Origin of the sequence: Neisseria sp. P0016.S008 (assembly GCF_051957775.1) — a bacterium.
GTDB classification, from domain to species: domain Bacteria; phylum Pseudomonadota; class Gammaproteobacteria; order Burkholderiales; family Neisseriaceae; genus Neisseria; species Neisseria flavescens_B.
In genome coordinates, this window is sequence record NZ_JBQCWB010000004.1 from 187,898 (window position 1) to 213,760 (window position 25,863).

27 protein-coding genes and 4 tRNA genes are annotated in these 25,863 nt (G+C 49.7%); 26 read left to right on the top strand and 5 right to left on the bottom strand.

Going from position 1 to position 25,863, the window contains the following annotated elements; genetic code table 11:
* Positions 1-1,890, bottom strand: coding sequence for a 1-deoxy-D-xylulose-5-phosphate synthase (gene dxs / locus ACTHS8_RS06915; protein ID WP_440373332.1), 1,890 nt, complete (start codon positions 1,888-1,890; stop codon positions 1-3).
* A gap of 133 nt (positions 1,891-2,023) precedes the next feature.
* On the opposite strand from dxs, the gene orn reads away from it, so the two are divergent.
* The 6 genes from orn (at position 2,024) to ACTHS8_RS06945 (ending at position 6,833) form a co-directional block, all read left to right on the top strand.
* Positions 2,024-2,581 (top strand): oligoribonuclease, encoded by a 558-nt coding sequence (gene orn / locus ACTHS8_RS06920; RefSeq protein WP_440373333.1) that lies wholly within the window; start codon positions 2,024-2,026, stop codon positions 2,579-2,581.
* Between the two features lie 63 nt (positions 2,582-2,644).
* The gene (gene queD, locus ACTHS8_RS06925) at positions 2,645-3,067 is read left to right on the top strand and encodes a 6-carboxytetrahydropterin synthase QueD (RefSeq protein ID WP_003748900.1); all 423 of its coding nucleotides are present in this window, start codon (positions 2,645-2,647) and stop codon (positions 3,065-3,067) included.
* A 73-nt stretch (positions 3,068-3,140) separates the two neighbouring features.
* Positions 3,141-3,512 carry a DUF1304 domain-containing protein gene (locus ACTHS8_RS06930; RefSeq protein WP_440373334.1) on the top strand — a complete coding sequence of 124 codons (372 nt, stop codon included), beginning with the start codon at positions 3,141-3,143 and terminating at the stop codon, positions 3,510-3,512.
* Positions 3,513-3,618: 106 nt separating this feature from the next.
* On the top strand, positions 3,619-4,254 hold the full coding sequence (locus tag ACTHS8_RS06935; protein WP_440373335.1) for a 7-carboxy-7-deazaguanine synthase QueE: 636 nt from the start codon (positions 3,619-3,621) through the stop codon (positions 4,252-4,254).
* 332 nt (positions 4,255-4,586) lie between these two features.
* A complete protein-coding gene (locus tag ACTHS8_RS06940; RefSeq protein ID WP_440373336.1) occupies positions 4,587-6,173 on the top strand; it encodes an L-lactate permease in 1,587 nt (528 codons plus the stop codon).
* Positions 6,174-6,470: 297 nt separating this feature from the next.
* The gene (locus tag ACTHS8_RS06945; protein WP_049328541.1) at positions 6,471-6,833 is read left to right on the top strand and encodes an ACP-like domain-containing protein; all 363 of its coding nucleotides are present in this window, start codon (positions 6,471-6,473) and stop codon (positions 6,831-6,833) included.
* 140 nt (positions 6,834-6,973) lie between these two features.
* On the opposite strand, the gene dnaN is transcribed toward ACTHS8_RS06945, so the two are convergent.
* Both dnaN and dnaA read right to left on the bottom strand, forming a co-directional pair.
* Positions 6,974-8,077 (bottom strand): DNA polymerase III subunit beta, encoded by a 1,104-nt coding sequence (gene dnaN, locus ACTHS8_RS06950; protein ID WP_003682174.1) that lies wholly within the window; start codon positions 8,075-8,077, stop codon positions 6,974-6,976.
* A 106-nt stretch (positions 8,078-8,183) separates the two neighbouring features.
* The gene (gene dnaA, locus ACTHS8_RS06955) at positions 8,184-9,752 is read right to left on the bottom strand and encodes a chromosomal replication initiator protein DnaA (RefSeq protein WP_440373337.1); all 1,569 of its coding nucleotides are present in this window, start codon (positions 9,750-9,752) and stop codon (positions 8,184-8,186) included.
* A gap of 319 nt (positions 9,753-10,071) precedes the next feature.
* Here dnaA and rpmH point away from each other — a divergent pair, with 319 nt between their 5' ends.
* From rpmH to yidC, 4 genes are all read left to right on the top strand, one after another.
* Complete coding sequence (gene rpmH / locus ACTHS8_RS06960; RefSeq protein WP_002214728.1) at positions 10,072-10,206, top strand: 50S ribosomal protein L34; 135 nt, start codon at positions 10,072-10,074, stop codon at positions 10,204-10,206.
* Between the two features lie 2 nt (positions 10,207-10,208).
* On the top strand, positions 10,209-10,550 hold the full coding sequence (gene rnpA, locus ACTHS8_RS06965; protein ID WP_003748912.1) for a ribonuclease P protein component: 342 nt from the start codon (positions 10,209-10,211) through the stop codon (positions 10,548-10,550).
* Positions 10,547-10,768: a membrane protein insertion efficiency factor YidD gene (gene yidD, locus ACTHS8_RS06970; protein ID WP_003684591.1), complete on the top strand. Its 222-nt coding sequence runs from the start codon at positions 10,547-10,549 to the stop codon at positions 10,766-10,768. Before rnpA ends, yidD begins: the two co-directional genes overlap by 4 nt.
* Positions 10,769-10,886: 118 nt before the next feature.
* Positions 10,887-12,533 carry a membrane protein insertase YidC gene (yidC, locus tag ACTHS8_RS06975; protein WP_440373338.1) on the top strand — a complete coding sequence of 549 codons (1,647 nt, stop codon included), beginning with the start codon at positions 10,887-10,889 and terminating at the stop codon, positions 12,531-12,533.
* A gap of 91 nt (positions 12,534-12,624) precedes the next feature.
* On the opposite strand, the gene ACTHS8_RS06980 is transcribed toward yidC, so the two are convergent.
* Positions 12,625-13,335 (bottom strand): SAM-dependent methyltransferase, encoded by a 711-nt coding sequence (locus ACTHS8_RS06980; protein WP_440373339.1) that lies wholly within the window; start codon positions 13,333-13,335, stop codon positions 12,625-12,627.
* A gap of 54 nt (positions 13,336-13,389) precedes the next feature.
* Positions 13,390-13,980 carry a Maf family protein gene (locus ACTHS8_RS06985; RefSeq protein WP_440373340.1) on the bottom strand — a complete coding sequence of 197 codons (591 nt, stop codon included), beginning with the start codon at positions 13,978-13,980 and terminating at the stop codon, positions 13,390-13,392.
* Positions 13,981-14,035: 55 nt separating this feature from the next.
* Between ACTHS8_RS06985 and ACTHS8_RS06990 the strand changes: the two genes are divergently transcribed.
* From ACTHS8_RS06990 to ACTHS8_RS07065, 16 genes are all read left to right on the top strand, one after another.
* Complete coding sequence (locus ACTHS8_RS06990; RefSeq protein ID WP_004520416.1) at positions 14,036-14,539, top strand: YceD family protein; 504 nt, start codon at positions 14,036-14,038, stop codon at positions 14,537-14,539.
* Positions 14,540-14,572: 33 nt separating this feature from the next.
* A complete protein-coding gene (gene rpmF, locus ACTHS8_RS06995) occupies positions 14,573-14,752 on the top strand; it encodes a 50S ribosomal protein L32 (RefSeq protein WP_002240035.1) in 180 nt (59 codons plus the stop codon).
* 92 nt (positions 14,753-14,844) lie between these two features.
* Complete coding sequence (locus ACTHS8_RS07000; RefSeq protein ID WP_003684500.1) at positions 14,845-15,369, top strand: phosphoribosyltransferase; 525 nt, start codon at positions 14,845-14,847, stop codon at positions 15,367-15,369.
* Between the two features lie 122 nt (positions 15,370-15,491).
* The gene (gene plsX / locus ACTHS8_RS07005) at positions 15,492-16,562 is read left to right on the top strand and encodes a phosphate acyltransferase PlsX (RefSeq protein ID WP_250580872.1); all 1,071 of its coding nucleotides are present in this window, start codon (positions 15,492-15,494) and stop codon (positions 16,560-16,562) included.
* Between the two features lie 152 nt (positions 16,563-16,714).
* Entirely contained in the window at positions 16,715-17,677 is a 963-nt protein-coding gene (locus ACTHS8_RS07010; protein ID WP_070633040.1) for a beta-ketoacyl-ACP synthase III, read from the top strand.
* 51 nt (positions 17,678-17,728) lie between these two features.
* Positions 17,729-18,076, top strand: coding sequence for a DUF1294 domain-containing protein (locus ACTHS8_RS07015; protein ID WP_440373341.1), 348 nt, complete (start codon positions 17,729-17,731; stop codon positions 18,074-18,076).
* 9 nt (positions 18,077-18,085) lie between these two features.
* Positions 18,086-19,012: an ACP S-malonyltransferase gene (gene fabD, locus ACTHS8_RS07020; RefSeq protein WP_440373342.1), complete on the top strand. Its 927-nt coding sequence runs from the start codon at positions 18,086-18,088 to the stop codon at positions 19,010-19,012.
* A 73-nt stretch (positions 19,013-19,085) separates the two neighbouring features.
* Positions 19,086-20,087, top strand: coding sequence for a hypothetical protein (locus tag ACTHS8_RS07025; protein ID WP_070591468.1), 1,002 nt, complete (start codon positions 19,086-19,088; stop codon positions 20,085-20,087).
* 55 nt (positions 20,088-20,142) lie between these two features.
* The gene (locus ACTHS8_RS07030; protein ID WP_440373343.1) at positions 20,143-21,213 is read left to right on the top strand and encodes a hypothetical protein; all 1,071 of its coding nucleotides are present in this window, start codon (positions 20,143-20,145) and stop codon (positions 21,211-21,213) included.
* Positions 21,206-22,252 carry a glycosyltransferase family 8 protein gene (locus ACTHS8_RS07035; RefSeq protein WP_063076640.1) on the top strand — a complete coding sequence of 349 codons (1,047 nt, stop codon included), beginning with the start codon at positions 21,206-21,208 and terminating at the stop codon, positions 22,250-22,252. The genes ACTHS8_RS07030 and ACTHS8_RS07035 overlap by 8 nt, the downstream gene beginning before the upstream one ends.
* Before the next feature lie 125 nt (positions 22,253-22,377).
* Positions 22,378-23,124, top strand: coding sequence for a 3-oxoacyl-ACP reductase FabG (gene fabG / locus ACTHS8_RS07040; RefSeq protein WP_003682193.1), 747 nt, complete (start codon positions 22,378-22,380; stop codon positions 23,122-23,124).
* A 268-nt stretch (positions 23,125-23,392) separates the two neighbouring features.
* Positions 23,393-25,375, top strand: a complete 1,983-nt coding sequence (locus ACTHS8_RS07045; RefSeq protein ID WP_063076639.1) for a monovalent cation:proton antiporter family protein — start codon at positions 23,393-23,395, stop codon at positions 25,373-25,375.
* Between the two features lie 69 nt (positions 25,376-25,444).
* Positions 25,445-25,520: transfer RNA gene (locus ACTHS8_RS07050), tRNA-Val, on the top strand.
* A 32-nt stretch (positions 25,521-25,552) separates the two neighbouring features.
* Positions 25,553-25,629, top strand: a tRNA-Asp gene (locus ACTHS8_RS07055).
* Positions 25,630-25,668: 39 nt separating this feature from the next.
* Positions 25,669-25,744 (top strand) — tRNA-Val (locus tag ACTHS8_RS07060).
* Between the two features lie 32 nt (positions 25,745-25,776).
* A tRNA-Asp gene (locus tag ACTHS8_RS07065) sits at positions 25,777-25,853 on the top strand.
* Positions 25,854-25,863: the final 10 nt, after the last annotated feature.

The window sequence follows — 25,863 nt, forward strand, 5'->3', positions numbered from 1 at the left end:
TCAGATGGCTTCTATCCAACCGGCAATGCGTTTTTCAACGGCTTCGGCATTCAGCCCCAGATCGGCTAAAAGTTTTTTCGGATCGCCGTGTTCGGTGACTTTGTCTTCTACACCCAGCAGCAATACCGGTTTACAAATGCCGTGTTTCGCCAACACTTCCAACACCGCGCTGCCTGCGCCGCCTTGTTCGGCATTTTCTTCGGCGGTAACGATGTAATCGTGGCTTCGGGCAAGACAGACGATAAGTTCTTCATCTATCGGTTTGACAAAGCGCATATCGGCAACGGTCGCATTCAGCTTGTCGGCGGCGGTCAATGATGGGGCAACCATGCTGCCAAACGCAATAACGGCAATTTTCTCGCCTTCGCGACGGATGATGCCTTTGCCGATTTCAACGGTTTCCAGGCCGTCTGAAACGGTTGCGCCCGTGCCTGTACCGCGCGGATAACGGACGGCGGACGGCGAATTTGCCTGATAGCAGGTTGAGAGCAGCAGGCGGCATTCGTTTTCGTTGCTGGGAGCGGCAATAATCATGTTCGGCACGCAACGTAAAAAACTCAAGTCGTATAAGCCGGCATGGGTCGGGCCGTCTGCACCGACAATACCTGCGCGGTCGATGGCGAACAAAACAGGCAGGTTTTGCAAGGCAACATCATGTACCAACTGGTCGTAAGCGCGTTGCAGGAAAGTGGAGTAAATCGCCACGACAGGCTTAATGCCTTCGCATGCCAAACCGCCTGCAAAGGTAACGGCGTGTTGCTCGGCGATGCCGACGTCGAAATAGCGGTCGGGGAATTGCTGTTCAAACTCAACCAAGCCGCTGCCCTCGCGCATGGCAGGCGTGATGGCAACCAAACGTTCGTCCGCCGCCGCTTGGTCGCACAGCCATTGGCCGAATACTTGCGTATAAGTCGGTTTCGCCGCGGCAGGTTTAACTTCCGGAGCAGGTACTTCGCTCGGCAGCTTGGCGACAGCGTGGTATTTGACGGGGTCGTTCTCGGCGAATTTGTAGCCGTTGCCTTTTTTGGTGATGACGTGCAACAACTGAGGGCCTTTTCGGCCGCGCAAGTCTTTTAATACGTCCACCAGATTTTCAACGTTGTGGCCGTCCACCGGGCCAGTATAACGGAAACCAAAGTTTTCAAACAAAGACAGCGACTGCTTGGCGTGCTCCGCTTCGCCTGCCAAGGTTTTGATTTTGTTTTCGACTTTTTGGGCAAGCTCCATCGCGCCGGGTAATTTGTCCAACACTTTGCTCGATTGGGCTTTGATGGTGCTCAACAGGCCGTGCATATCGCGCACGACGTTGCTGGCAAGGTATTTCGGCAACGCGCCGACATTGGGGGAAATCGACATTTCGTTGTCGTTAAGGATAACCAGCAAATCGACATCCATATCGCCTGCGCAGTTCAGGGCTTCAAATGCCTGACCTGCCGTCATGGCTCCGTCGCCGATGATGGCGACGCTGCGGCGGTTGTTGTCCAACTGTTTGTCCGCAACGGCCATGCCCAATGCCGCGCCGATGGATGTGGAAGAATGCCCCACGCCGAAGGCGTCGTATTCCGACTCGCTGCGTTTCGGAAAACCCGCCAAACCGCCGTATTGGCGCATGGTGTGCATTTGATTTTTGCGGCCGGTCAGGATTTTGTGCGGATAGCTTTGATGGCCGACATCCCAGACCAGATGGTCTTCGGGCGTGTCGTACACATAATGCAGTGCCACCGTCAGCTCGACCGCGCCCAAGTTACTGGCGAAATGGCCGCCCGTCTTACCGACGGAATCCAACAGAAATTCGCGCAATTCGGCGGCGACTTGCGGCAGCTGTTTTTTCTCCAGACGGCGCAAATCCTGAGGCGTATCGATAATATCGAGCAAAGGGCTTGGGTTCATGATTTTTGGCGGTGATTTTTTGTGTAACGGACGATTATATCAAGAGATTGCACAACTTGTTACAAATGCTTTCAGACGGCTCGAACCTTTATCCTTTATAATACTGCCAACTGAAAACACAAGGCCGTCTGAAATGACCCAAAACGCAAACAATCTCTGCTGGCTCGATATGGAAATGACCGGCCTCAACCCGGAACACGACCGCATTATCGAAGTCGCCATGATCATTACCGACTCCAATTTGAACGTACTGGCGCAATCGGACGTTTACGTCATCCATCAAAGCGACGAATTGCTCGACAGCATGGACGAATGGAACACCGCCACCCACGGCCGTACCGGCCTGACCCAACGCGTGCGCGAATCCAAACTGACCGAAGCCGAAGTCGAGCAAAACCTGCTGGACTTCATGTCCGCATGGATACCCGAGAAATCCACGCCCATGTGCGGCAACTCCATCCATCAAGACCGCCGCTTCATGGTCAAATACATGCCGCGCTTGGAAGCCTATTTCCACTACCGCAACTTAGACGTATCCACGCTGAAAGAATTGGCCAAACGCTGGAATCCGGCCGTCGCCAAAAGCGTGGTCAAACGCGGTTCGCACAAGGCATTGGACGATATCCTCGAAAGCATCGAAGAAATGCGCCATTATCGCGAGCATTTCCTCAAACTCCCTTCCGAACAATAATCCCAAGGCCGTCTGAAACCGGTTTGACACCGTTCAGACGGCCTGATCGGCTTCCCTCATCTCATGAAAATCACCAAAATCTTTACCTTCGATTCTTCTCACATGCTCGACGGGCATGACGGCAAATGCCAAAACCTGCACGGCCACACCTACAAACTCGAAATCACCGTCTCCGCACCCGTTATCCAAGGCGGCGCAAAAGACGGCATGGTGATGGACTTTACCGACCTGAAAGCCATTGTCAAACAACACATCACCGACCCGTTCGACCATGCCTTCATCTATCACGGCAACAACGAACGCGAAAGCCAAATCGCCGCGCTTTTGGAAGGCTGGAACATGAAAACCCTGCGCCTGCCCTGCCGCACCACCGCCGAAAACATGAGCGTAGAAATGTATGGCCGTCTGAAAAACGCCGGTGTCAAAGTGTGCAGCGTGAAATTATGGGAAACGCCGACTTCGTGTGCGGAATATGAAGGGGAATAAACCGGCATTTTGTATTTTTCAGACGGCCTGTTCCCCAAACACGCCCATCCGCTAAACATCAAAAGGAATCTTCATGAAAATCATCTCCACCCTCCTCGTCCTCTTCGTCGCTGTCGAACACTTCTACATCGCTTGGCTCGAAATGACGCAAATCCCAAGCGAAAAAGCGTCAGAGCTGTTCAACATGCCTTACGAATTTATGGAACAAAAACGCGTACAAACCCTGTTTTCCAACCAAGGCCTGTACAACGGCTTCCTCGCCATCGGCTTGGTATGGGCGCACTTTGCCGCACCCGACAACGCCGTTTACGGCGCGACCATCCTGTTCCTCGGCTTCGTCCTCATCGCCGCCGCATGGGGCGCGTTTTCATCCGGCAACAAAGGCATTCTGCTCAAACAAGGCTTGCCGGCATTTTTGGCCGCCGCAGCCGTCATTAACGCTTAAACACACCAGCCATTCTTTCCCCTCGAACTAACAGAAAGAATGGCTGCCTCAACCGATTTCTCAAAACGCTTCACCACAACAATTAAAACCCGCACACCCAATATTCATGACCATTCAAATCACACCAAACAATCCCCAATACCGCATTGTCGAAATCTTTGAAAGCCTGCAAGGCGAAGGCTGGAATACAGGCATGCCCGCCGTTTTCATCCGTTTGGGTAAATGCAATCTCGCCTGCAGCTGGTGCGATACCGACTACCTTAAATTCGGCATGATGAGCCTGTCCGATATTTTAGGCCGTCTGAAAACCTACACGGCGCGCAACATCATCATTACCGGCGGCGAACCCACCATTCAACCGCATTTGGATACCCTGCTCAATGCACTCAAAGCCGAAGGCTATTTTCTGTGTATCGAAACCAACGGCCTCAACCCCGCGCCGCCGCAAATCGACTACGTTGCCACCAGCCCTAAAGCCTGCTATGCCGCCAAATATGAATCTAGCTGCATTGAGAAAGCCGACGAAGTGCGCATTGTTGCCGACGGCGATGTCGTTGCGTTTTGCCAAGAGATGGAACGCAAAATCCGCGCCCAACATTACTACCTCTCACCTTGCGAGCAAGACGGTGTGATGAATATCTACGACACCATCCGCCAAATCGGCGTATTAAACAGCCGACCAGACGCTCCTGTTCATTGGCAACTGAGCGTACAAACGCATAAATGGGCAGGAATAGAATAATTCGTTTGAAATCAATTAAAAACAAAATCTTTACAAAATATTGAATGTAAATACCATTCGATATTCGACCAAATGCACTACTGGCAATGCTCTCAGGCCGTCTGAAAACCCAATTTCAGACGGCCTTTTTTGTTACAAACCTCTTGACCGATTACATAAGATTACGTAAAGTGTGCAACAGTTTTCATAAATTGGTAAAACCAATTTACCTGATAACTGGTTGCATCTAAAAAGGTGGCAATCCTTATTCGAAAAACATCTATTACTCAACACATCGCATCAAACCGCCATTGATTCACGGTTATGATGCTTGTTGCCCCGAGGATAATCCCATGGCTCTCTTTCTCAGTATTTTTCCCATCGTGCTGCTGATCTGGCTGATGGTTAAGAAAAACAGTATGCCGTCCTACGTCGCACTGCCGATTACTGCCGCGCTGATTTATGCCATCAAACTGTTTTATTTCGGCGACAACGCCATGTTGCTCAACGCAACAGCCGCGTCCGGCCTCGTCTCTACCCTGACCCCGATTACCGTAATTTTCGGTGCCATTATGTTTAACCGCATGATGGAAACCACCGGCTGTATCGACGTCATCCGCAAATGGCTGGCTACCATCAGCCCGAATCCGATTGCCCAGTTGATGATCATCGGCTGGTCTTTCGCCTTTATGATTGAAGGCGCATCCGGTTTCGGTACGCCTGCCGCCATTGCCGCGCCAATCCTGATGAGCTTGGGCTTTAACCCGTTAAAAGTAGCCATCTTCACTTTGGTCATGAACTCCGTACCCGTATCCTTCGGTGCAGTAGGTACCCCGACTTGGTTCGGCTTCGCGCCTTTGGGCTTGGATCAAAAGAGCATTATGGAAATCGGTATGCAAACCGGCGTAATGCACTTCTTTGCTGGTTTCATCATCCCTGTTATCGGCTTGAGCTTCATCGTACCTTGGGCTGAAATCCGCAAAAACTTGGGCTTCATCGGCATCGCCGTATTCTCCTGTACCCTTCCTTATGTTGCATTGGCGATGGTCAATGAAGAATTCCCATCTCTGGTTGCCGGCGCAATCGGTCTGATGGTGTCCGTATTCGCGGCCAACCACGGCTGGGGCTTGAGCAAAGACCATCCGAAAGACCCGAATGCCGAAAAAGTACCTTTCGCCCAAGTTGCCAAAGCACTTGCCCCTCTGGGTATGCTTATCGGTATGCTGGTGGTAACCCGCATCAAACAGCTGGGCATTAAAGGCCTGCTGACCAGCAAAGAAGAATGGTTCAGCTTCCAACTGCCGTTTGATTTGTCCAAAATCACCGTCAGCGACTCTCTGACCATTACCTTCGGCAACATCTTCGGCCAAGGTGTCAACGCTTCCTACCAAACCCTCTACGTTCCGGCATGGATTCCGTTTGTCTTCACCGTTTGGATTTGCATCCTGCTGTACAAAACCAAATTCAAAGATGCGTGGTCTTTCTACGCTGCAACCTTCAACCAAACCAAAAAACCTCTGCTTGCCCTGATGGGTGCGCTGATTATGGTTCAACTGATGATGGTTGGCGGCGACGACTCCATGGTGAAAATCATCGGTAAAGAATTTGCCAATATGGCCGGTGAACATTGGGTGTACTTCTCCCCATACTTGGGCGCAATCGGTGCATTCTTCTCCGGCTCCAACACTGTATCCAACCTGACCTTTGGCCCGATTCAACAACAAATCGCGCTTGATACCGGCCTGTCCGTTACCCTCATCCTTGCCCTGCAATCTGTCGGTGGCGCAATGGGCAACATGGTCTGCATCAACAACATCATCGCCGTGTGCAGCGTGTTGAACGTAAACAACGCCGAAGGTGCCATCATCAAGAAAACTGTGATCCCAATGACCATCTACGGTATCATTGCCGTGACTGTGGCTGCAATTTTCTTCTTGTAAACTGCTTCATATCAAAGGCCGTCTGAATATTCAGACGGCCTTTTTTGTATTCTTTCGCTATATTTCTTAAAGAATCATTAATGTATATATTCCGCAACAACCCGCATAACTACTTTGCAACACCAAATTACAAACAACTTTCTATTAATAAACAATCGGGTAAGCATAAGTAAACACTGTTTTGCAATTTACCTAATTGCCACTACCGACAAAACGCCTAAAATACGCTTCATCTGCAAACGGAAACCCTTTCTCACTTTGCAAGATAACACACAACCCTCATATGGAGCTTAGATCATGAAATTACTTTCTGTTATCACTGCAGCCGCATTGGCTACTGTTTCCTTCTCCGCTGCCGCTGCACCTGCCGGCTTCGTTTCTTACAGTTGTGACGGTGGCAAATCACTGAACGTGATGTACGGCTTTGACCGTAGCGGCCGTGCAGTTACTGCCGACGTAAACGCCGGTGGCAAAAAAGCCTCTTTGGTTGTCGACAAAAAACGTTCTGACAGCACTGGCACCACTTTCACCAACCGCCGCGGCTATACAATGTCTGCCGGTTTCATCGACAAAAACACCCACACTACTTCTGAAGTAGTTGGCGTGAACGCCCCTAACGGCTCATTCCTGGTGAAAAACTGCGAACCACGTCCACGTTAATCCCAGTTTTCCTATTTAACCGAATCATCCCGGTTTGATAGAAAGGTCGTCTGAAAAACAATTTTCAGACGACCTTTTGATTCAAGCCTATAAAAAAGAGCGTGTACCGTACACGCTCTTTTTGTTTGTTTACACACCAATTAAATACGCATCGGCATTACGATGTATTTGAAGTTCGGATTATTCGGCATAGTAAACAGCGTTGAACGGTTGGCATCGCCGAAGGCAAGCTGCATATCGTCGGAGTGGATGTTACGCAACACATCCATCAGGTAGCCGATATTGAAACCGACTTCAAGTTCTCCGCCTTGGTAAGCAATTTCCAGCTCTTCGCGCGCTTCTTCCTGCTCGTTGTTGCTACATACGACACTCAGCAAACCAGGCTGCAGGAACAGTCGCGCACCGCGGAATTTTTCATTGGCAAGAATGGCGGCACGCTCGAGCGCACCCAAAAGCTGGGTACGGGATACAAGGAAAATCTTGTCGTTATCCAAAGGAATCACGCGGTTAAAGTCAGGGAATTTGCCATCGATGACTTTGCTGACAATGGTTGTACCATTGCATTGGAAGCGTACTTGATTGTCCAAAAGCTCAACGGTGATGGACTCGGACGGATTGTTCAACAGTTTAAAGAGTTCCAATACCGTTTTGCGCGGCAGGATCACTTCCGTTTTCGGCAGTTCTGCTTCAATTTGGCTGGCCGCATAAGCAAGGCGGTGGCCGTCGGTTGCAACAAGGCGCAGCTGGTTTCCTTCAACCTGCATCAGCAAGCCGTTGAGGTAATAGCGGATATCTTGAACCGCCATGCTGTATTGCACTTGCGAAAGCATGGTTTTGAAGGTTTCTTGAGTCAGCGAGAAAGTCGCGCTGACGTCGCTGCCGACGTTCATCAACGGAAAGTCTTCAGCAGGCAGGGTTTGCAGGGCAAAACGGGATTTTCCCGCGCGCAGAGTCAAACGGTTGTCCGCCCAATCCAGTGACACCAGCGCACTGTCAGGCAGGGCGCGCAGGATGTCTTGGAATTTTTTAGCGTTGGTCGTAATACGGAAATCGCCTGCCTGACTTTCAGGGCCGGCGGTATTGATTTGGATTTCCAAGTCGGTTGCCAAAAGTTTGGTTTGTCCGTCTTTGCTTTCCAGCAACACATTGGACAAAATCGGCAGAGTATGGCGACGTTCGACAATACCGGTAACGGCTTGCAACGGCTTGAGCAGACTGTCGCGATCGGCTTGTAAAATCAGCATGTTCCATTCCTTTGAATTTGAAATCGGTTGATTTGGATATTTTAAAATATTTTTTGTTTTCAGACGGCCTCATATTGACATCAGGCCGTCTGAATATTGCATTGGGTCAGTTCTGAATCAAAATCAGCAGTTTTTCGTAGTCTTGCGCCAATTCGGGATCTTCTTCACGCAGTTTCGCCACCGCTTTGACGCCGTGCATCACAGTCGTGTGGTCGCGGCCGCCAAAGGCATCGCCGATAGAAGGCAGGCTGAGCGTGGTCAGCTCTTTGGTCAGGCTCATGGCAACTTGACGCGGACGGGCAATATTGCGCGTGCGTTTTTTGCCCAATATATCGCTGATTTTAATACGGTAGTATTTGGCTGTCGCATCGATGATGATGTCGGCGGTAATGACTTTGTGTTTCTCGGCAATAATATCCTGCAAAGCCGTACGCGCCAAATCCATGTCGATGACAGGACGGTTCATAAAACGGCTGCTGGCACTGACACGGTTAAACGCGCCTTCCAGCTCACGCACATTGGAGCGGATCAGATTGGCAATAAACAGAGCGGCTTCGTCTTCGATACTGATACCGGCTGCTTCTGCCTTTTTCTGCAAAATCGCCACGCGCATTTCCAATTCGGGCGGTTCGAGTTCCAAAGTCAACCCCCATGAAAAACGGGACTTGAGACGGTCATCCATACCCTCGATTTTGGCAGGCAATACGTCGCACGTCAGGATCAGCTGTTTTTTCTCGTTGTGGAAATGGTTGTATAGATAGAAGAATTCTTCCATCGTACGGTCTTTGCCTTTGATGAACTGGATATCGTCAATAATCAGCAGGTCATATTGTTTGTATTGTTGCTTGAACACATCATAAGTGTTGTTGCGCACAGCCTTCATAAAGCTGCGGATATAGTCGTCCGAGTGCATATAGCGCACTTTGGCATCAGGACGGTTTTTCAACAATTCGTTGCCGATGGCTTGCACCAAGTGGGTTTTACCCAAACCGGTACTACCGTATAAGAAAAACGGGTTGTAGCCCTGCCCCGGATTTTCAGCAATCGCTTGGGCGGCTGCGGCGGCAAGGCGGTTGCCCTTACCTTCTACCAAAGTTTCAAATGTATAGTCACGTGACAGATTGGTCTGTTCGTAGCGTGCTTCTTCCGCATCGTGTTGCGCGTCGGTTTTGGCTTTAGCAACTGCTTTAGACTCAGCCGGAGCGGCAGTTTGCACTTGAGGCTCATGCGGCAGGTTTTTCATTCGTTGCGCCAAAATCTCGGCAGCCGTCATAGCAGCGGCAGGTTTGGAAACCGTTTCAGACGGCCTATCTTCCTCCATTGGCGCAGCAGTTTGCAAAGGCATTTGGACAGGCTCTACACACTCTTCAACTTCAATGACTTCTTGCACTTGCACCGGCGCAACAGTCTGAGCCGCCATTTCATAATGCGCACCTACGCCCGGCTTAAACGCGAAAGCAGCCTGCTGAGGCACCAATTCGGCACGCACGGCATCAATTTTGGCGGCAAACTGGCTTTTAAGCATATTGCAGGCAAATTGGTTTTTACCATACACCACCCATACGCCGTTTTCTTCGCCCACGGTCAAAGGCGCAATCCATTGCGCAAACTGCCCGGCAGGCAACATTTCGTGAAGGCGGCGAAGGCACAGCGGCCAAAATTCAGCTAACGTCATGAGATTAAGCTCGGAAAATGGAAGATTTGGGAAATACAAGAAGGCAGAGCAGACAGGCAATCCGATAAAAATCAAATTCTTATGATACTCCTACTGCTTTCAGACGGCCTTGCGCACAGAGAAAAGCAAGGTTGGGCGATTATACCCATTCCGCTCTTTTTTATCCACAACTGCCGCAAAATTTTATCCACAAATTCTATCAATGCATAAAACCCGTTGTCACACTTTGGCCAACGAAAAGTTTTTATATTGATTGACAAAAGCAGCAAATTGGAGTGTAATTCACGGTTTAATTATCTACCAATTTTTAGGAAACATCATGAAACGCACTTATCAACCTTCCGTTACCAAACGCAAACGCACCCACGGCTTCTTGGTTCGCTCCAAAACCCGCGGTGGTCGCGCAGTATTGGCTGCCCGTCGCGCCAAAGGCCGCAAACGCCTGGCTGTATAATTTTGAATTACGGCTTCTCGAAGCAGTATCGCTTATTAAAAACGGATGATTTTTCATCCGTTTTTGCGTTGAAAAACCGACGCAGCCGCGATTTGCTGCAAGTCTCCCAGTCCGCAGACAATGCGCTCGGCCATCCGCGCCTTGGCTTGGTCGTCAGCAAAAAGACCGCCAAACGCGCCCACGACCGCAATTATATGAAGCGCGTCATCCGCGACTGGTTCAGACTGAATCAACACCAGCTGCCGCCGCATGATTTTGTTGTGCGCGTGCGTCAGGCGTTTAATCGGGAAACTGCTCCGGAAGCCCGAAACCAACTTGCCCAGCTGATGAAAAAACGCCGATGAATACCCTGCTTTCCAAGCTCTTCCTTGCACTCATCCGCTTTTACCAATACTGCATCAGCCCCCTCATTCCGCCGCGCTGCCGCTATACCCCGACCTGTTCACAATATGCAGTCGAAGCCGTCAAAAAATACGGCGCATTCAAAGGCGGATGGCTGGCAATCAAACGCATCGCACGATGCCATCCTTTCGGCGGACACGGACATGACCCTGTTCCATAATGCTGCTGTCAACCATTTAAAGAACACGATTTCCTTTAATTTCCCGTCGGTTTCTATATAATGCCGTCTGAAGCAGTTTTCATCTCGATTACCTATCCGTCAATTCCAGGAATCTCTTATGGATTTTAAAAGACTAATGGCGTTTTTTGCCATTTCAGTGGCAATCTTTGCCGGCTGGGAACATTTTTTCCCCAGCCCCAAACCTAATCCGGCGCAACAAGCCGCGCAACAGCAAACGGCTGCCGCTCCGGCAAAAGCCGCTACCGAAGCCGCGCTTGCCCCAGCCTCTCCCATTACCGTTACCACAGACACGGTTAAAGCCGTCATCGATGAAAAAAGCGGCGACCTGCGTCAGCTGACCCTCTTGCAATACAAAGCAACCGGCGACGAACACAAACCTTTCGTCCTGTTTAACGACGGCAAAGAATACACCTACGTCGCCCAATCCGAGCTTTTAGACGCACAAGGCAACAACGTTCTGAAAGGCATCAGCTTTACCGCTCCGCAAAAACAATACAGCTTGGAGGGCGACAAAGTTGAAGTCCGCCTGAGCGCACCTGAAACCAACGGCCTGAAAATCGACAAAGTTTATACTTTTACCAAAGGTAGCTACTTGGTTAACGTCCGCTTTAACATTACCAACAGCAACGGCCAACCTGTCAACCTGAGCGCAGACTACCGTATCGTCCGCGACCACAGCGAACCTGAAGGCCAAGGCTACTTCACCCGCTCTTATGTCGGCCCGGTGGTTTACACTCCTGAAGGCGGCTTCCAAAAAGTCAGCTTCTCTGATTTGGACGACGATGCCAAATCCGGCAAATCCGAAGCCGAATACATCCGCAAAACTCCGACTGGCTGGCTCGGCATGATTGAACACCACTTCATGTCTACTTGGATTTTGCAGCCTAAAGACGGCCAAAGCGTATGCTCTGCAGGCGAATGTAACATTGACATCAAACGTCGCAACGACAACCTGTACAGCGCAAGCGTCAGCGTGCCTTTAGCCGCCATCCAATCCGGCGCAAAAGCTGAAACCGCCATCAACCTGTATGCCGGTCCGCAAACCACTTCCGTTATCGCCAATATCGCCGACAAACTGCAACTGGCCAAAGACTATGGCAAAGTACACTGGTTCGCCTCCCCACTCTTCTGGCTCTTGAACCAACTGCACAACATCATCGGCAACTGGGGTTGGGCAATCATCGTTTTGACCATCATCGTTAAAGCCGTACTGTATCCATTGACCAACGCCTCTTACCGCTCTATGGCAAAAATGCGTGCTGCCGCACCTAAATTGCAAGCCATCAAAGAGAAATACGGCGATGACCGCATGGCGCAACAACAAGCCATGATGCAGCTTTATAAAGACGAGAAAATCAATCCGCTGGGCGGCTGTCTGCCTATGCTGTTGCAAATCCCCGTCTTCATCGGTCTATATTGGGCATTGTTCGCCTCCGTAGAATTGCGCCAAGCGCCATGGTTGGGTTGGATTACCGACTTGAGCCGTCCGGATCCTTTCTACATCCTGCCTTTGATTATGGCGGTAACCATGTTTGCACAAACTTATCTGAATCCGCCGTCAACCGACCCAATGCAGGCGAAAATGATGAAAATCATGCCTTTGGTTTTCTCCATCATGTTCTTCTTCTTCCCTGCCGGTTTGGTTCTGTACTGGGTAGTCAATAACCTCTTGACCATCGCCCAACAATGGCACATCAACCGCAGCATCGAAAAACAACGCGCACAAGGCGAAGTCGTTTCTTGATAAAGGTTTAGGCAATACAAAGACCGTCTGTTGTTCAGACGGCCTTTTTTTATCTCCTCAAATACAGTTTGAGATTGAACCTAATCCAGTTTTACGCGGCATGCAACACAAAAATCGTCGGGCGTTTTTTCAAATTCGGCATTTCTTTTCTTTTTCGCCACTGCGCAATCGTCTGGCTGATGATTTCCTGTGTCGGCAAGGTCAAGTCCGTAGCCACACATAAGCGCGTTTCAGGATGCAGGTTTTCCACCGCATCAGCCAACAACGCATCGTTGCGATACGGCGTTTCGATAAACAGCTGCGTTTCATTCTGCTGGCGTGAACGTTGCTCCAAAGCCTTCAAACTCTGAATCCGCTCATTTTTTTCAGACGGCAGATAACCCTTAAACGTAAAGTTCTGCCCATTCGCACCCGAAGCCATCAGCGCCAGCAACAAGCTGGACGGGCCGACCAAAGGCCGTACTTCAAAACCGTGTTTATGCGCCAATGCCACCAAATTCGCGCCCGGATCGGCTACAGCCGGGCAACCTGCCTCACTGACAATACCCATGCTACGTCCCTCTTGCAAAGGTTTCAGCAATTCCGGCAAAGTCTTCAAATCCGTGTGTTCATTCAGCGTTTGCAGATTCAGCTCGCGGATAGGCGTAGTCACACCCAAATGTTTCAAATGCGCACGCGCTGTTTTTTCCGCTTCCACAACAAAATCCGTCAGCCCGACAATCGCCTGTTGTTCATGCGGCAACAGGCATGGCGTATCAGGCGCACCCAAAGGGGTAGGAATCAAATACAAAATCGGTTTCATTCTTGCAACTCCAAAAAATCTCAGGCCGTCTGAACACATTCAGACGGCCTCAAACTATAAAACTTCCACACCTTCGTTTTTCAAAAAATCAATCAGACGGAAAATCGGAAGGCCAATCAAAGCATTTGGGTCTGTACTTTCAATCCGCTCCAACAAAGCGGCGCCCAAACCCTCGCTCTTCGCCGCACCGGCACAATAAACCGCATCCGGCTCGCGTTCCAAATATCGGCAGATTTGTTCCTGCGTCAACTGTCGCATGGCAACCACCGTATGATCGACATGATGCTGAACCTTGCCCGTAGCAGTATTCAAAAGCACAATTGCGCTGTAAAATTCAATCCGTTTTCCGCTTAAGTCCGCCAGCATCTGTTGTGCATTTGCGACGTTCATCGGCTTGCCCAACTGCCGTCCTTCGCACCATGCGACTTGGTCTGCACCGATAATCAGCGCGGCAGGGAAAGTTGCCGCCAATGAACGGGCTTTGCCTTCCGCCAAACGCAGCGCCGTCTCGCCTGCATGCTCGCCCGCAATAGGCGTTTCGTCAAAATCAGGCGATGCCGTCTGAAAATCGATACCCAAACGGCGAAGCTGTCCGCAACGGAAAACCGAACTCGACCCTAAAACCAAAGGCAGTTTTACTTCCATATTTTTACTTAAAAACATTGACGTTAGACTGCCGAAATTATATCATACTCCGTTTATGTCATACCCTAATTTGATTGACCCAGAAGTTTTCGCCGCCGAAGGGCAGAATCTGCAAGGCAGCTTCCTGCTCGAAGAATTGGATGAACGAGTCAGTTCGCACGATTATCCGGCCGACAAACAGACACGCGTGTCGTTTACGCTGCAAGGCGGTCGCGACCGGCTGCAACGTCTGTTTCTCGATTTAAACGTCAAAGCCGACATGCCCCTGATTTGCCAGCGTTGCATTACGCCCATGCCGTTTCTACTCGATGAAACCAGCCGTATCGTCCTGTTTGCCGATGAAGAGAGTTTGGACGAAGCCATGCTTGCCGATGAAGAATTGGAAGGCATGCTGCTCGAAAAAGAGCTTGACGTGCGGACTCTGGTTGAAGACCAAATCCTGATGTCGCTCCCTTTCTCCCCTCGACACGAAGACTGCGGCAACAATGGAACACTGGACGAAGTCAATCGGGACAAACCAAACCCCTTTGCTGTTTTAGCAGGTTTGAAAAGCAGTTAATTAGGACACAGTTTATTTATCTAGGAGCTTGAAATGGCCGTTCAACAAAACAAAAAATCCCCTTCTAAACGCGGTATGCACCGTTCACATGACGCTCTGACTGCGCCTTCTCTGTCTGTTGACAGCGCAACCGGCGAAGTGCATCGTCCACACCACATTTCTCCAAACGGTATGTACCGTGGCCGTAAAGTGGTAAAAGCTAAAGGCGAATAATCCGTTCGTCTGACTGAAAAAGCCAGAATATTGCCATGCAATGACTGGCTTTTTTGCATTGCACCCTGTATTTTCCTCTTCGGAAGCACACCATGAAACGTAAAATCTGGTACACCTACGACGACATCCACCGCGTAATCAAAGGATTGGCGGAAAAAATCCAAAACTCCGGCACCAAATACGATGCCATGATTGCCATTGGCGGCGGTGGTTTTATCCCTGCCCGCATGTTGCGCTGCTTCTTGGAAATTCCGATTTACGCCGTCACCACAGCCTACTACGACAGTGATAACGAAGGTCAAGTTACCGAGGAAGTGAAAAAAGTCCAATGGCTTGATCCCGTTCCAGATGCCCTGAAAGGCAAAAACGTACTGGTCGTTGACGAAGTGGACGATAGCCGCGTTACCATGGAATTCTGCCTGAACGAATTGTTGAAAGAAGATTTCGGCACTGTCGGTGTGGCAGTATTGCATGAAAAAATCAAAGCCAAAGTCGGTAAAATTCCTGAAGGTATCCCTTATTTCAGCGGCATCACCGTTGAAGACTGGTGGATCAACTATCCTTGGGACGCGCTGGACATTGACGAACACAACAAATTGGCCGCGCAAAACCAATAAATTTGGTACGACCGTCGCAACAAGCCTTTTCATCTGATTTTCAATTCAATTTCCTGAAAATCAGATGAGAGTGCTTGTCCGATTATTTGAGGCCGTCTGAAACACACAAACCGGAGAACAACATGATTACACTGGCCGTAGATGCCATGGGCGGAGATGCAGGCCTTGCGATGACCGTCCCCGGTGCAGTGGATTTCCTGAAACAGCAATCCGATGTACATCTGATTATGGTCGGAGATGAAGCAGCAGTCCGCCAAGCATTAAGCTTGGCAGGCGCGCCTATGGACCGCATTACCGTCTGCCATGCAGCGCAAGTCGTCGAAATGGATGAAGCGCCTCAATCCGCGCTGAAAAACAAAAAAGAATCATCCATGCGCATCGCCATCAACCAAGTCAAAGAAGGCAATGCGCAAGCCGCCGTATCGGCAGGCAATACCGGCGCACTGATGGCGACCGCCCGATTCGTCCTCAAAACCATTCCCGGCATTGAGCGCCCTGCCATCGCCAAATTCCTGCCTTCCGACAGCGAACACGTTACCCTGGCTTTGGATTTGGGTGCAAATGTCGATTGCACACCCGAACAACTGGTTCAATTTGCCATCATCGGCAGCGAGCTTGTACACGCTTTGCACCCCGAAAAAGGCAGCCCGCGTGTCGCCCTTTTGAACGTCGGTACAGAAGACATTAAAGGCACGGATGCCGTCAAACAAACCTTTAGACTGTTGAGCAGCAGCAAACTCAACTTTATCGGCAATATCGAAAGCAACAGCGTTTTGTATGGCGAAGCCGATGTCGTTGTCGCAGACGGATTTGTCGGCAACGTTATGCTCAAAACCATCGAAGGTGCGGTTAAATTCATGAGCGGCGCCATCCGCCGTGAATTCCAAAGCACCCTGTTCAACAAACTTGCCGCCATTGCCGCCCTGCCCGCGCTCAAAGGTTTGAAAGGCAAACTGGATCCGCGCAAATTTAACGGCGCAATCCTGCTTGGCTTACGCGGCATCGTGATTAAGAGCCACGGCGGAACCGACGCAGTCGGCTTCCGTTATGCTTTGGAAGAAGCCTATCACGAAGCCAAATCTGCCGGCCTCGCTCAAATCGAACAAGGCGTAGCCACCCAGTTGGCCGCTTTGGAAGCTGCCAAAGCAGCAGCCGAATTGGAAGAAACCGCTACTCCAGCAACGGAAGCTTAAGGCTGATATACACAGGCCGTCTGAAACTTCAAAATGTTCAGACGGCCTGTTTTTATCTTTGATTACCGGCTCCATTCTTAATATTGGGAATTTTCCCATTTTCGCTTACAATACCCGACTATCTGAATTAACTCTCTAAAAAGGCCGTTCTCATGCAATATGCTAAAATTTCCGGTACAGGCAGCTACCTTCCTGCCAACCGCGTCAGCAATGACGACCTTGCCAAAAAAGTGGACACTTCCGACGAGTGGATTACCACGCGTACAGGTATCAAATTTCGCCATATTGCAGACGACAGCGAAAAAACCAGCGACTTGGCCGCCGAGTCAGCACGCCGCGCCTTGGCAGATGCCGGTTTGCAGGCTGACGATATCGATCTGATTATCGTCGCCACAGCCACTCCCGATATGCAATTCCCTTCTACGGCAACCATCGTGCAGCAAAAATTGGGCATTGCCAACGGTTGTCCCGCCTTTGATGTACAAGCTGTGTGCGCCGGTTTTATGTATGCTCTGACCACTGCCAATGCCTACATCAAAAGCGGCATGGCGAAAAACGCTTTGGTTATCGGCGCGGAAACCTTCAGCCGCATCGTCGATTGGAACGACCGCACCACCTGCGTTCTCTTTGGTGACGGTGCGGGGGCGGTTGTCTTAAGCGCATCTGACGAACCAGGCATCATCCACAGCAAACTCAAAGCCGACGGCAACTACCTCAACCTTTTGAACGTCCCCGGACAAATCGCCAACGGCCAGATTTGCGGTTCGCCCTACATCAGCATGGACGGCCCCGGCGTATTCAAGTTTGCTGTCAAAATGCTGGCAAAAATTGCAGATGACGTCATCGAAGAAGCCGGTTACACCGCTGATCAAATCGATTGGATTGTGCCGCACCAAGCCAACAAGCGCATTATCGACTCTACCGCCAAACACTTGGGCTTAAGCATGGACAAAGTGATCTTGACTGTCCAAGACCACGGCAACACTTCCGCCGCCTCCATTCCGCTAGCACTGGATGTCGGTATTAAAAACGGCCAAATCAAACGCGGACAAAACCTCTTGCTCGAAGGCATCGGCGGCGGTTTTGCCTGGGGTGCGGTTCTGGTGAAATATTAATGTTTAGGCCGTCTGAACATCCCTTTCAGACGGCCTATTCTGCTCAAACCCATGAAATCCCTAACGTTTGCACTCTGCATCAGCATCTTATTTTTAGGCGTAACGTTTATGGTATTGCCCAAACTGGCAATCGCCTATCTCGCACTGAGTGCATACGTTTTCCTGCTTTACTACCTAGACAAACAGCGCGCACGCAACCACGGCAGACGCATACCCGAAGCAAAATTGCACCTACTCAACCTGCTTGGCGGCTGGCCGGGCGGTTATTGCGGCAGCCTCGCATTCAGGCACAAAACCAGCAAACCCAGTTTTGTCCGCACCTTCCGGCTGACCGCCGCAACCAATACTGTCGCCACCCTCCTTCTGCTGGCAGACACCCTCAAACATTCAAACCAATAAGGAATTACCATGTCTTTCGCATTCTTCTTCCCCGGACAAGGCTCACAAAGCCTAGGCATGATGAACGGCTTTGCCGAGCAAGCCATCGTTAAAGCCACATTTGACGAAGCTTCCTCCGTATTGGGTCAAGACCTGTGGGCAATGATTAACGGCGAAGATGCCGAGTTAATCGGACAAACCGTCAACACCCAGCCCATCATGCTGGCTGCCGGCATTGCCACCTACCGCGCCTACTTGGAAGCCGGCGGTAAAACCCCTTCCGTCGTTGCAGGCCACAGCCTCGGCGAATACACCGCCCTCGTCGCTGCCGGAGCATTGGATTTCACAGACGCGGTCAAACTGGTCCGCCTGCGCGCCGAACTCATGCAATCTGCCGTACCGCAAGGCGTAGGCGCAATGGCCGCCATCTTGGGTTTGGAAGATGAACAAGTCAAAGCCATTTGTGCCGAAGCTGCACAAGGCGAAGTCGTTGAAGCCGTCAACTTCAACTCCCCAGGCCAAGTCGTGATTGCCGGCAATACCGCCGCAGTCGAACGCGCCATGGCCGCCGCCAAAGAAACCGGAGCCAAACGCGCCCTGCCGCTGCCTGTTTCCGTTCCTTCACATTGCAGCCTGATGAAGCCTGCAGCGGAAAAACTTGCCGAAGCATTGAAAGACATCACCATCAAACAACCGCAAATCCGCGTCATTCATAACGCCGATGTTGCCTCTTACGATGATGCCGACAAAATCAAAGATGCCTTGGTACGCCAACTGTACAGCCCAGTGCGCTGGACAGAAACCGTCAACGCGCTTGTTTCCGAAGGCATCACCGAATCCGCCGAATGTGGCCCCGGCAAAGTCCTCGCAGGCCTCGCCAAACGCATCAACAAAGAAGCCGCGTGCAGCGCATTGACCAATGCCGACCAAGTGGCTGCATTTATCGAAGCCCACTAAAACGTTTTCAGACGGCCTTATCCTGTCAGGCAAGGCCGTCTGAAAAATCAGTCCACTCCAATCCGAATACATTATGAAAAAAACCATTATTCTTGCCGTTCCCTACATATACGGACTGGATCAATGTATCGAAAAAAATCTGCGTTTTCTTGGTTTTGATGTCATTAATCTTTGCTATGACGACCGAGATTCCTATTATCCGAACTTAGGCAGCAGACTCAAAAACCTCTACCACAAACACATCACCAAAAACGGCAACTATAAAAAATACCTCAAATACAGCCGTCACCTCGACGACATTCAGCAAAAATTGGCCTTGCTAAACGGCAAAAAAGCCGATTATGCGCTCTGTATCCGCGCCAATATTTACCCCAAAGAAATTATCGCCACCATCCGCGAACACAGCAATGTTTGCGTGAATTATCAATGGGATGGCGTAGGTCGTTTCCCAGACATTATTGAATATTTGGATTATTTTGACCAATGCTGGGTTTTCGACCCCGATGATATTCAAAAATATCCACAATGCCATTTCAAAGCCACCACCAATTTTTACTTTGACTTTCCTGTGGCAGAATATGCACCCACCAACAAACTCTACTTTTTAGGCGGCTACGAACTCCGACGCGAAGAGCAAACCAAACGCTTTATCCAAGAAACCGAACGCCTCAACCTGCCCTTGGATTTTCATATCTACTGCAAAGACGACAGGGCTGAAAAAGCTTTTGGACACAACGGCATCCGCTATCTCGACCGCAGCAGCATTCTCAGCTTTGAAGAAAACCTCAGCCAAGTGCAAAGTTGCGGTGCGGTCGTCGATTTTGCACAATTCGAACATTACGGCTTATCATTCCGTATCTTCGATGCGTTGCGTTTCGATAAAAAACTGATTACCACCAACAAACATATCTTGGAAACCGACCTATACCACCCGGACCGCGTGTTCGTATGGGACGGTGGTAATTTAGACGCATTGCCTGAATTTTTGGCAGGTCCGTATCAGCAACCTGCCCCTGAAATCAAAGCCTATTATTCGTTTACACAATGGCTAAACCGCCTGCTCGGCATTGATTAACCTTATTGCCTATGGCAAATATACCTGCCTGACAAAATATTATATTGAATACATTATGAGTAAGAAAAAAGTCATTCTCGCCATGCCGGAGCTCTTCAAGATCCACGAACTCATTATTGAGAACTTGGAGAAATGCGGATTTGAAGTGCTGTCCCTGACCTATGAAGAAAAAGAGTTCAAATACAAAAATGTATTTCAACGGCTGAAAAAAATTTGGTATCGAAATATTCTTGGACAAAAAGACTTCAAAAAACGGACCATGTTCCGCGCCGTAGAAGAACGCCTCAATACCCTGTTAAGCGAACATCCCGAACAAGCGGATTATTGCTTCATGATTTGGCTGGGCGCCTATCCGAAAGACTTCATCGCCAAGCTCAGAGCGCATTCAAAATTAATGGTGTATTACAACTGGGAAGCCCTGACCTTCTTAAAAGAAGACTTCGACAATATCGAATTTTTCGACAAATTTTACTTTTTCGATCCGTTTGACCAGGGCAAACATCCTGAATACACCGAAAAACTCATTCCAACCACCAGCTTCTACTTTGACAGCTTCAGGCCGTCTGAAAACCCGCAAAACAAAATCTTGTTTATCGGCTCGTACGCTGCCGACCGTAACAATGACATCCGTGCATTTTGCGAAGCTGCGCGTTCAATCGGTTTAAAAATAGATTTCCGCTTGGCCAGTAAGAAAATTGAAGAAGAAAAAGCGGCTTTAGGCATTCCCGAAGTCGAGTTCTTCTCATTTGAAAACGCCCTCTCCTATCGTCAAAACTTAGAAGAAGCGGCCAAATCCTCCGTATTGGTGGATTTCCTCAACCGAAAGCACTACGGCCTCTCTTTGCGGATTTTCGAAGCGATCGGTTTAGACAAAAAACTGATTACGACCAATCCGACCATCGTACATTACGATTTTTATCACCCGAACAATATGTTCTACTGGAATGGAAGCAACCTTGACGAACTCAAAGTCTTCCTAACCTTGCCATATGTACCGCTTGCCCCCGGCCTGAAACACAAATACAGCTTCAGCAACTGGATCAGCTGCGCATTTGATATTGAACCGAATATCCCTATCGGATTACCAGAAATCGATAGAGAAGTTGTGGAGAATTTAAATGTTTGACAAGGAAAAGCTGCTGACTTCTGTAATTCCTATCAGGACACACCAGCCAGCAGCAACCGTGCAACATATTGTCTATGCGGCCGATCAAAACTACATCCGCCACATCGGCACGTCCATGCTCTCCGTTTTGGCAAACAACCGCTTTCCTATTCATTTTCATCTCTTGGTCAGCGGTTCGGAAAACTATGACTTCAATATTTTCAACCAACTAGAAAATATCAATCCAAATTACGCCGTAACGGTTTATCACCTGAATACAGATTATTTTTCTACCCTGCAGACAACCAGCTATTTCACCATCGCCATGTACTACCGGATGTGCATACCTGCCATACTTGGCGATATAAGCGATACTGCACTCTACTTGGACACAGACGTTCTCTGCTTAGGCGATATATCAGAACTGTTTACCGTTAACTTTGACCGCAAACTTCTCGCAGCCGCTCCAGAAACAACTCTTTACCGTGCCTACATCAACAAATTGAATGTATTCGGTTTTAGAAGTACAGACCCCTACTTCAATTCAGGCGTACTGCTGTTCAACAACAAATTTTGGAACGAATCATCCGCTTACACTATCCTAAGTGAGAAAATACGTCAGGTCGAACTCAGCAAATTTATCTTGGCATGTCCGGATCAAGATCTGCTCAATCTAAGCTGTAAAGGCAAAGTAGAGTGGTTGCCGGAATCTTACAACTGGATACATTGGCACCATCAAGGAAACGAGCTGAACACCAACCCCAACAATATCCGGCTTGTTCATTTTATCGGCGGCACCAAGCCTTGGCACCATCTTGGCTTCCATCCTGTTTATGATTCTTTTTATAGAAAGTCTCCTTGGTATGATGGTTATCTCCATCAAAAGCCCAATATCGACTTACCCTTCCCGAATCCTCATCAGAGATACAAACAAGCTGCAAAACGCCTATTTAAACAAGGCGATAAAAAACAAGCCTGGCTATATTACCGAACATATTTGTTAACAAAATTTCTAGGCCGTCAAAAGCAACCTTATCTTTCAGAAAAACCAATTTATTAAAACAGGGCAGCCTTAGCACGCAAAACATTTACAGACGGCCTGCAGACAAAAGTTAGATTAAAACAACTATGCGTGGTATAAGGCCGTCTGAAACCATTTTTACAATCGCAATTAAGGAATAAAACATGAGTACACAAGATTTGAGCGGCAAAATCGCTTTGGTAACCGGCGCATCGCGCGGTATTGGTGCGGCGATTGCCGATACTTTGGCTGCGGCCGGTGCAAAAGTTATCGGTACAGCCACCAGTGAGAGCGGTGCGGCTGCAATCGGCGAACGCTTGGCACAATGGGGCGGCGAAGGACGTGCATTGAATTCTGCCGAACCTGAAACCATCGAAAACCTGATTGCCGACATCGAAAAAGAATTCGGCAAACTGGATATTCTGGTCAACAACGCCGGCATTACCCGCGACAACCTCCTGATGCGCATGAAAGAGGAAGAATGGGATGACATCATGCAGGTTAACCTCAAATCCGTCTTCCGCGCCTCCAAAGCCGTATTGCGCGGCATGATGAAACAGCGTGCCGGCCGCATCATCAACATCACATCCGTTGTCGGCGTGATGGGCAATGCCGGCCAAACCAACTATGCAGCCGCAAAAGCAGGCTTAATCGGCTTCTCCAAATCTATGGCACGTGAAGTCGGCAGCCGCGGCATTACCGTCAACTGCGTTGCCCCCGGCTTTATCGACACCGATATGACCCGCGCCCTGCCGGAAGAAACCCGCAAAACCTTTGAAGCGCAAACTTCTTTGGGCAAATTCGGTGAAGCGCAAGATATTGCCGATGCAGTCTTGTTCTTGGCTTCCGATCAGGCAAAATACATTACCGGTCAGACACTTCATGTCAACGGCGGCATGTTGATGCCTTAAACCATTTGTTTATTTAAAGGCCGTCTGAATATTTCAGACGGCCCTTTTTGTCAACCAAAACACTACTTTACATTCTATCTTGATATAATCTTAATAATCCGTTAGATAACGCTCGAAACAGTAAGTCCAAATAAGCATGATACGGGAAATTAAATCGCAGAAATGAAGTTCGTTCTGTGCGTTTTTATTTGGGTTTGCTGTCGGTTTTCGACGTGTTTCAGACGGCCTATATAACAATAGCTACTTTTAACGAAAGGCCGCCCACTCTATGCACGAATTCTCCCTCGGTCCCATTGTCATTGTCCTGTTGGTTTCCGTCATTACGGTTATCTGCTGTCGCAAGTTCAACATTCCTTCCATGCTCGGTTATCTTTTGGTCGGTTTTATTGCCGGTCCGGGTATGTTCAAACTGATTCCGCAAAGCCACGCTACCGACTATTTGGGCGAAATCGGCATTGTGTTCTTGATGTTCAGCATCGGTCTCGAATTCTCCCTGCCCAAACTCAAAGCCATGCGCCGCCTCGTATTCGGCTTGGGCGGTTTGCAAGTCATCATTACCATGCTCTCGATTATGGGCATTTTGATGGCAATGGGCACGCCGTTTAACTGGGCGTTTGCCACTGCGGGCGCACTGACCATGTCGTCCACCGCCATAGTCAGCCGCATTCTGTCGGAGAAAACCGAGCTGGGTCAGCCGCATGGTCAAATGGCCATGGGTGTTTTGCTGATGCAAGATATTGCCGTTGTACCGCTGATGATTCTGATTCCGGCACTGGCTGGCGGCAGCGAAGGCAACTTGTGGGTAGAGCTGGGCTTGGCCGGTTTGAAAATGTTGCTGACCTTGGGCATTTTGTTCGTTATCGGCAGCCGAGTGATGTCGCGCTGGTTCAGGCTGGTTGCCAAACGCAAATCGTCCGAACTCTTCATGATCAACGTTTTGCTGGTTACTTTGGGCGTGGCCTATCTGACAGAGCTTGAAGGCCTGTCTATGGCATTGGGCGCATTCGTCGCCGGTATGCTGCTTTCCGAAACCGAATACCGTATTCAGGTGGAAGACGACATCCGTCCATTCCGCGACATTCTGTTGGGCTTCTTCTTCATTACCGTTGGTATGAAGCTGGATATTCAGGCACTGATCGGCAACTGGCAGCAAATCCTGGTTTTGTTGGCAATCCTGTTGGTCTTGAAAGCACTGGTCGTCTTCATCATCGCTTTGCGCATGAAAAACCCTGTGGGCGACAGCCTCAAAAGTGCGCTTTATTTAGCGCAAGGCGGCGAGTTCGGCTTTGTGATGCTGGCCATTTCCAGCAAAATCAATATGGTTTCGCCCGAATTGGAACAAGCAGCCACTGCAGCGGTCTTGCTTTCCATGATTGCCGCACCATTCATTTTGGGCAGCAGCGATGCCATCGTCAGCCGCTTCGTTAAATCCGACTGGGACATGAAAGCCTTGGACTTGCACTCCATGCTGGTGGAAACCATGAGCAAATCAGAACACGTCCTGATTATCGGTTTCGGACGCGGCGGTCAATCGGTTGCCCGTGTATTAGCGCAAGAAGGCATCCCCTACTTTGCCCTTGACTTGGACATTGCCCGCGTACAAGTGGCACGCAACGCAGGCGAACCGGTTTCCTTTGGCGATGCCAAACGCCGTGAAGTCTTGGAAGCCGCCGGCTTGGGACGCGCCAAAATGGTGGTCATCACGCTGAACAATATGCACGAGACCCAACATGTTCTCGGCAACATCATGTCCATGCATCCGAGCATGCCGGTTTATGTTCGTGCCACGAATGACGATTACGTCAAAACCTTTACCGAAATGGGTGCGGAAGAAACCGTCTCCGATACCAAAGAAACCAGCTTGGTACTGGCAAGCTATGCCATGTTAGGCCACGGCCTCTCCTACAACCATGTTTATCAAACCATAACCCACATCCGTCACAGCCGCTATGCATCATTGCAAGACTTGTTTGTCGGCAGTGATGATGACAGCTTCTCTGACGAAGACAGCAAGGCCGTCTGCCGCCATGCCTTCCCATTGCAAGGCGAGGCACACGCCATCGGTAAAACCATCCGCGAATTGCCATTGGCAGCGCATTATTTAAAACTATTGTTTATCCGCCGCAATACCGGAAAAATCCAAGACCTTGACCCTGATTTCGTTCTGGAAACTGGCGATATTTTGGTTGTCGCAGGCAAGCAGGAAGAAATTATTTCCTTTGAAAACTGGTGCTTGCAGGGAGACATCTAATTATCGGCAAATAAATCTTGCGCGCATCAGGATTTTTTGGTTTAATAGCGTCTTCGCAATTTTGCGCATGGGTGATTAGCTCAGTTGGTAGAGCGTCTGCCTTACAAGCAGAATGTCGGCGGTTCGACTCCGTCATCACCCACCACTTTCCTTTTCATTGTCTTTGACAGTGGATGCGCGGTGGTAGCTCAGTTGGTTAGAGTACCGGCCTGTCACGCCGGGGGTCGCGGGTTCGAGCCCCGTCCGCCGCGCCATTATTTAAAAATACTGATTCTTCAGTATCTCCCTTTTTCGGGTGATTAGCTCAGTTGGTAGAGCGTCTGCCTTACAAGCAGAATGTCGGCGGTTCGACTCCGTCATCACCCACCACTTTCCTTTTCATTGTCCCTGACAATGGATGCGCGGTGGTAGCTCAGTTGGTTAGAGTACCGGCCTGTCACGCCGGGGGTCGCGGGTTCGAGCCCCGTCCGCCGCGCCATCAAGTTAAA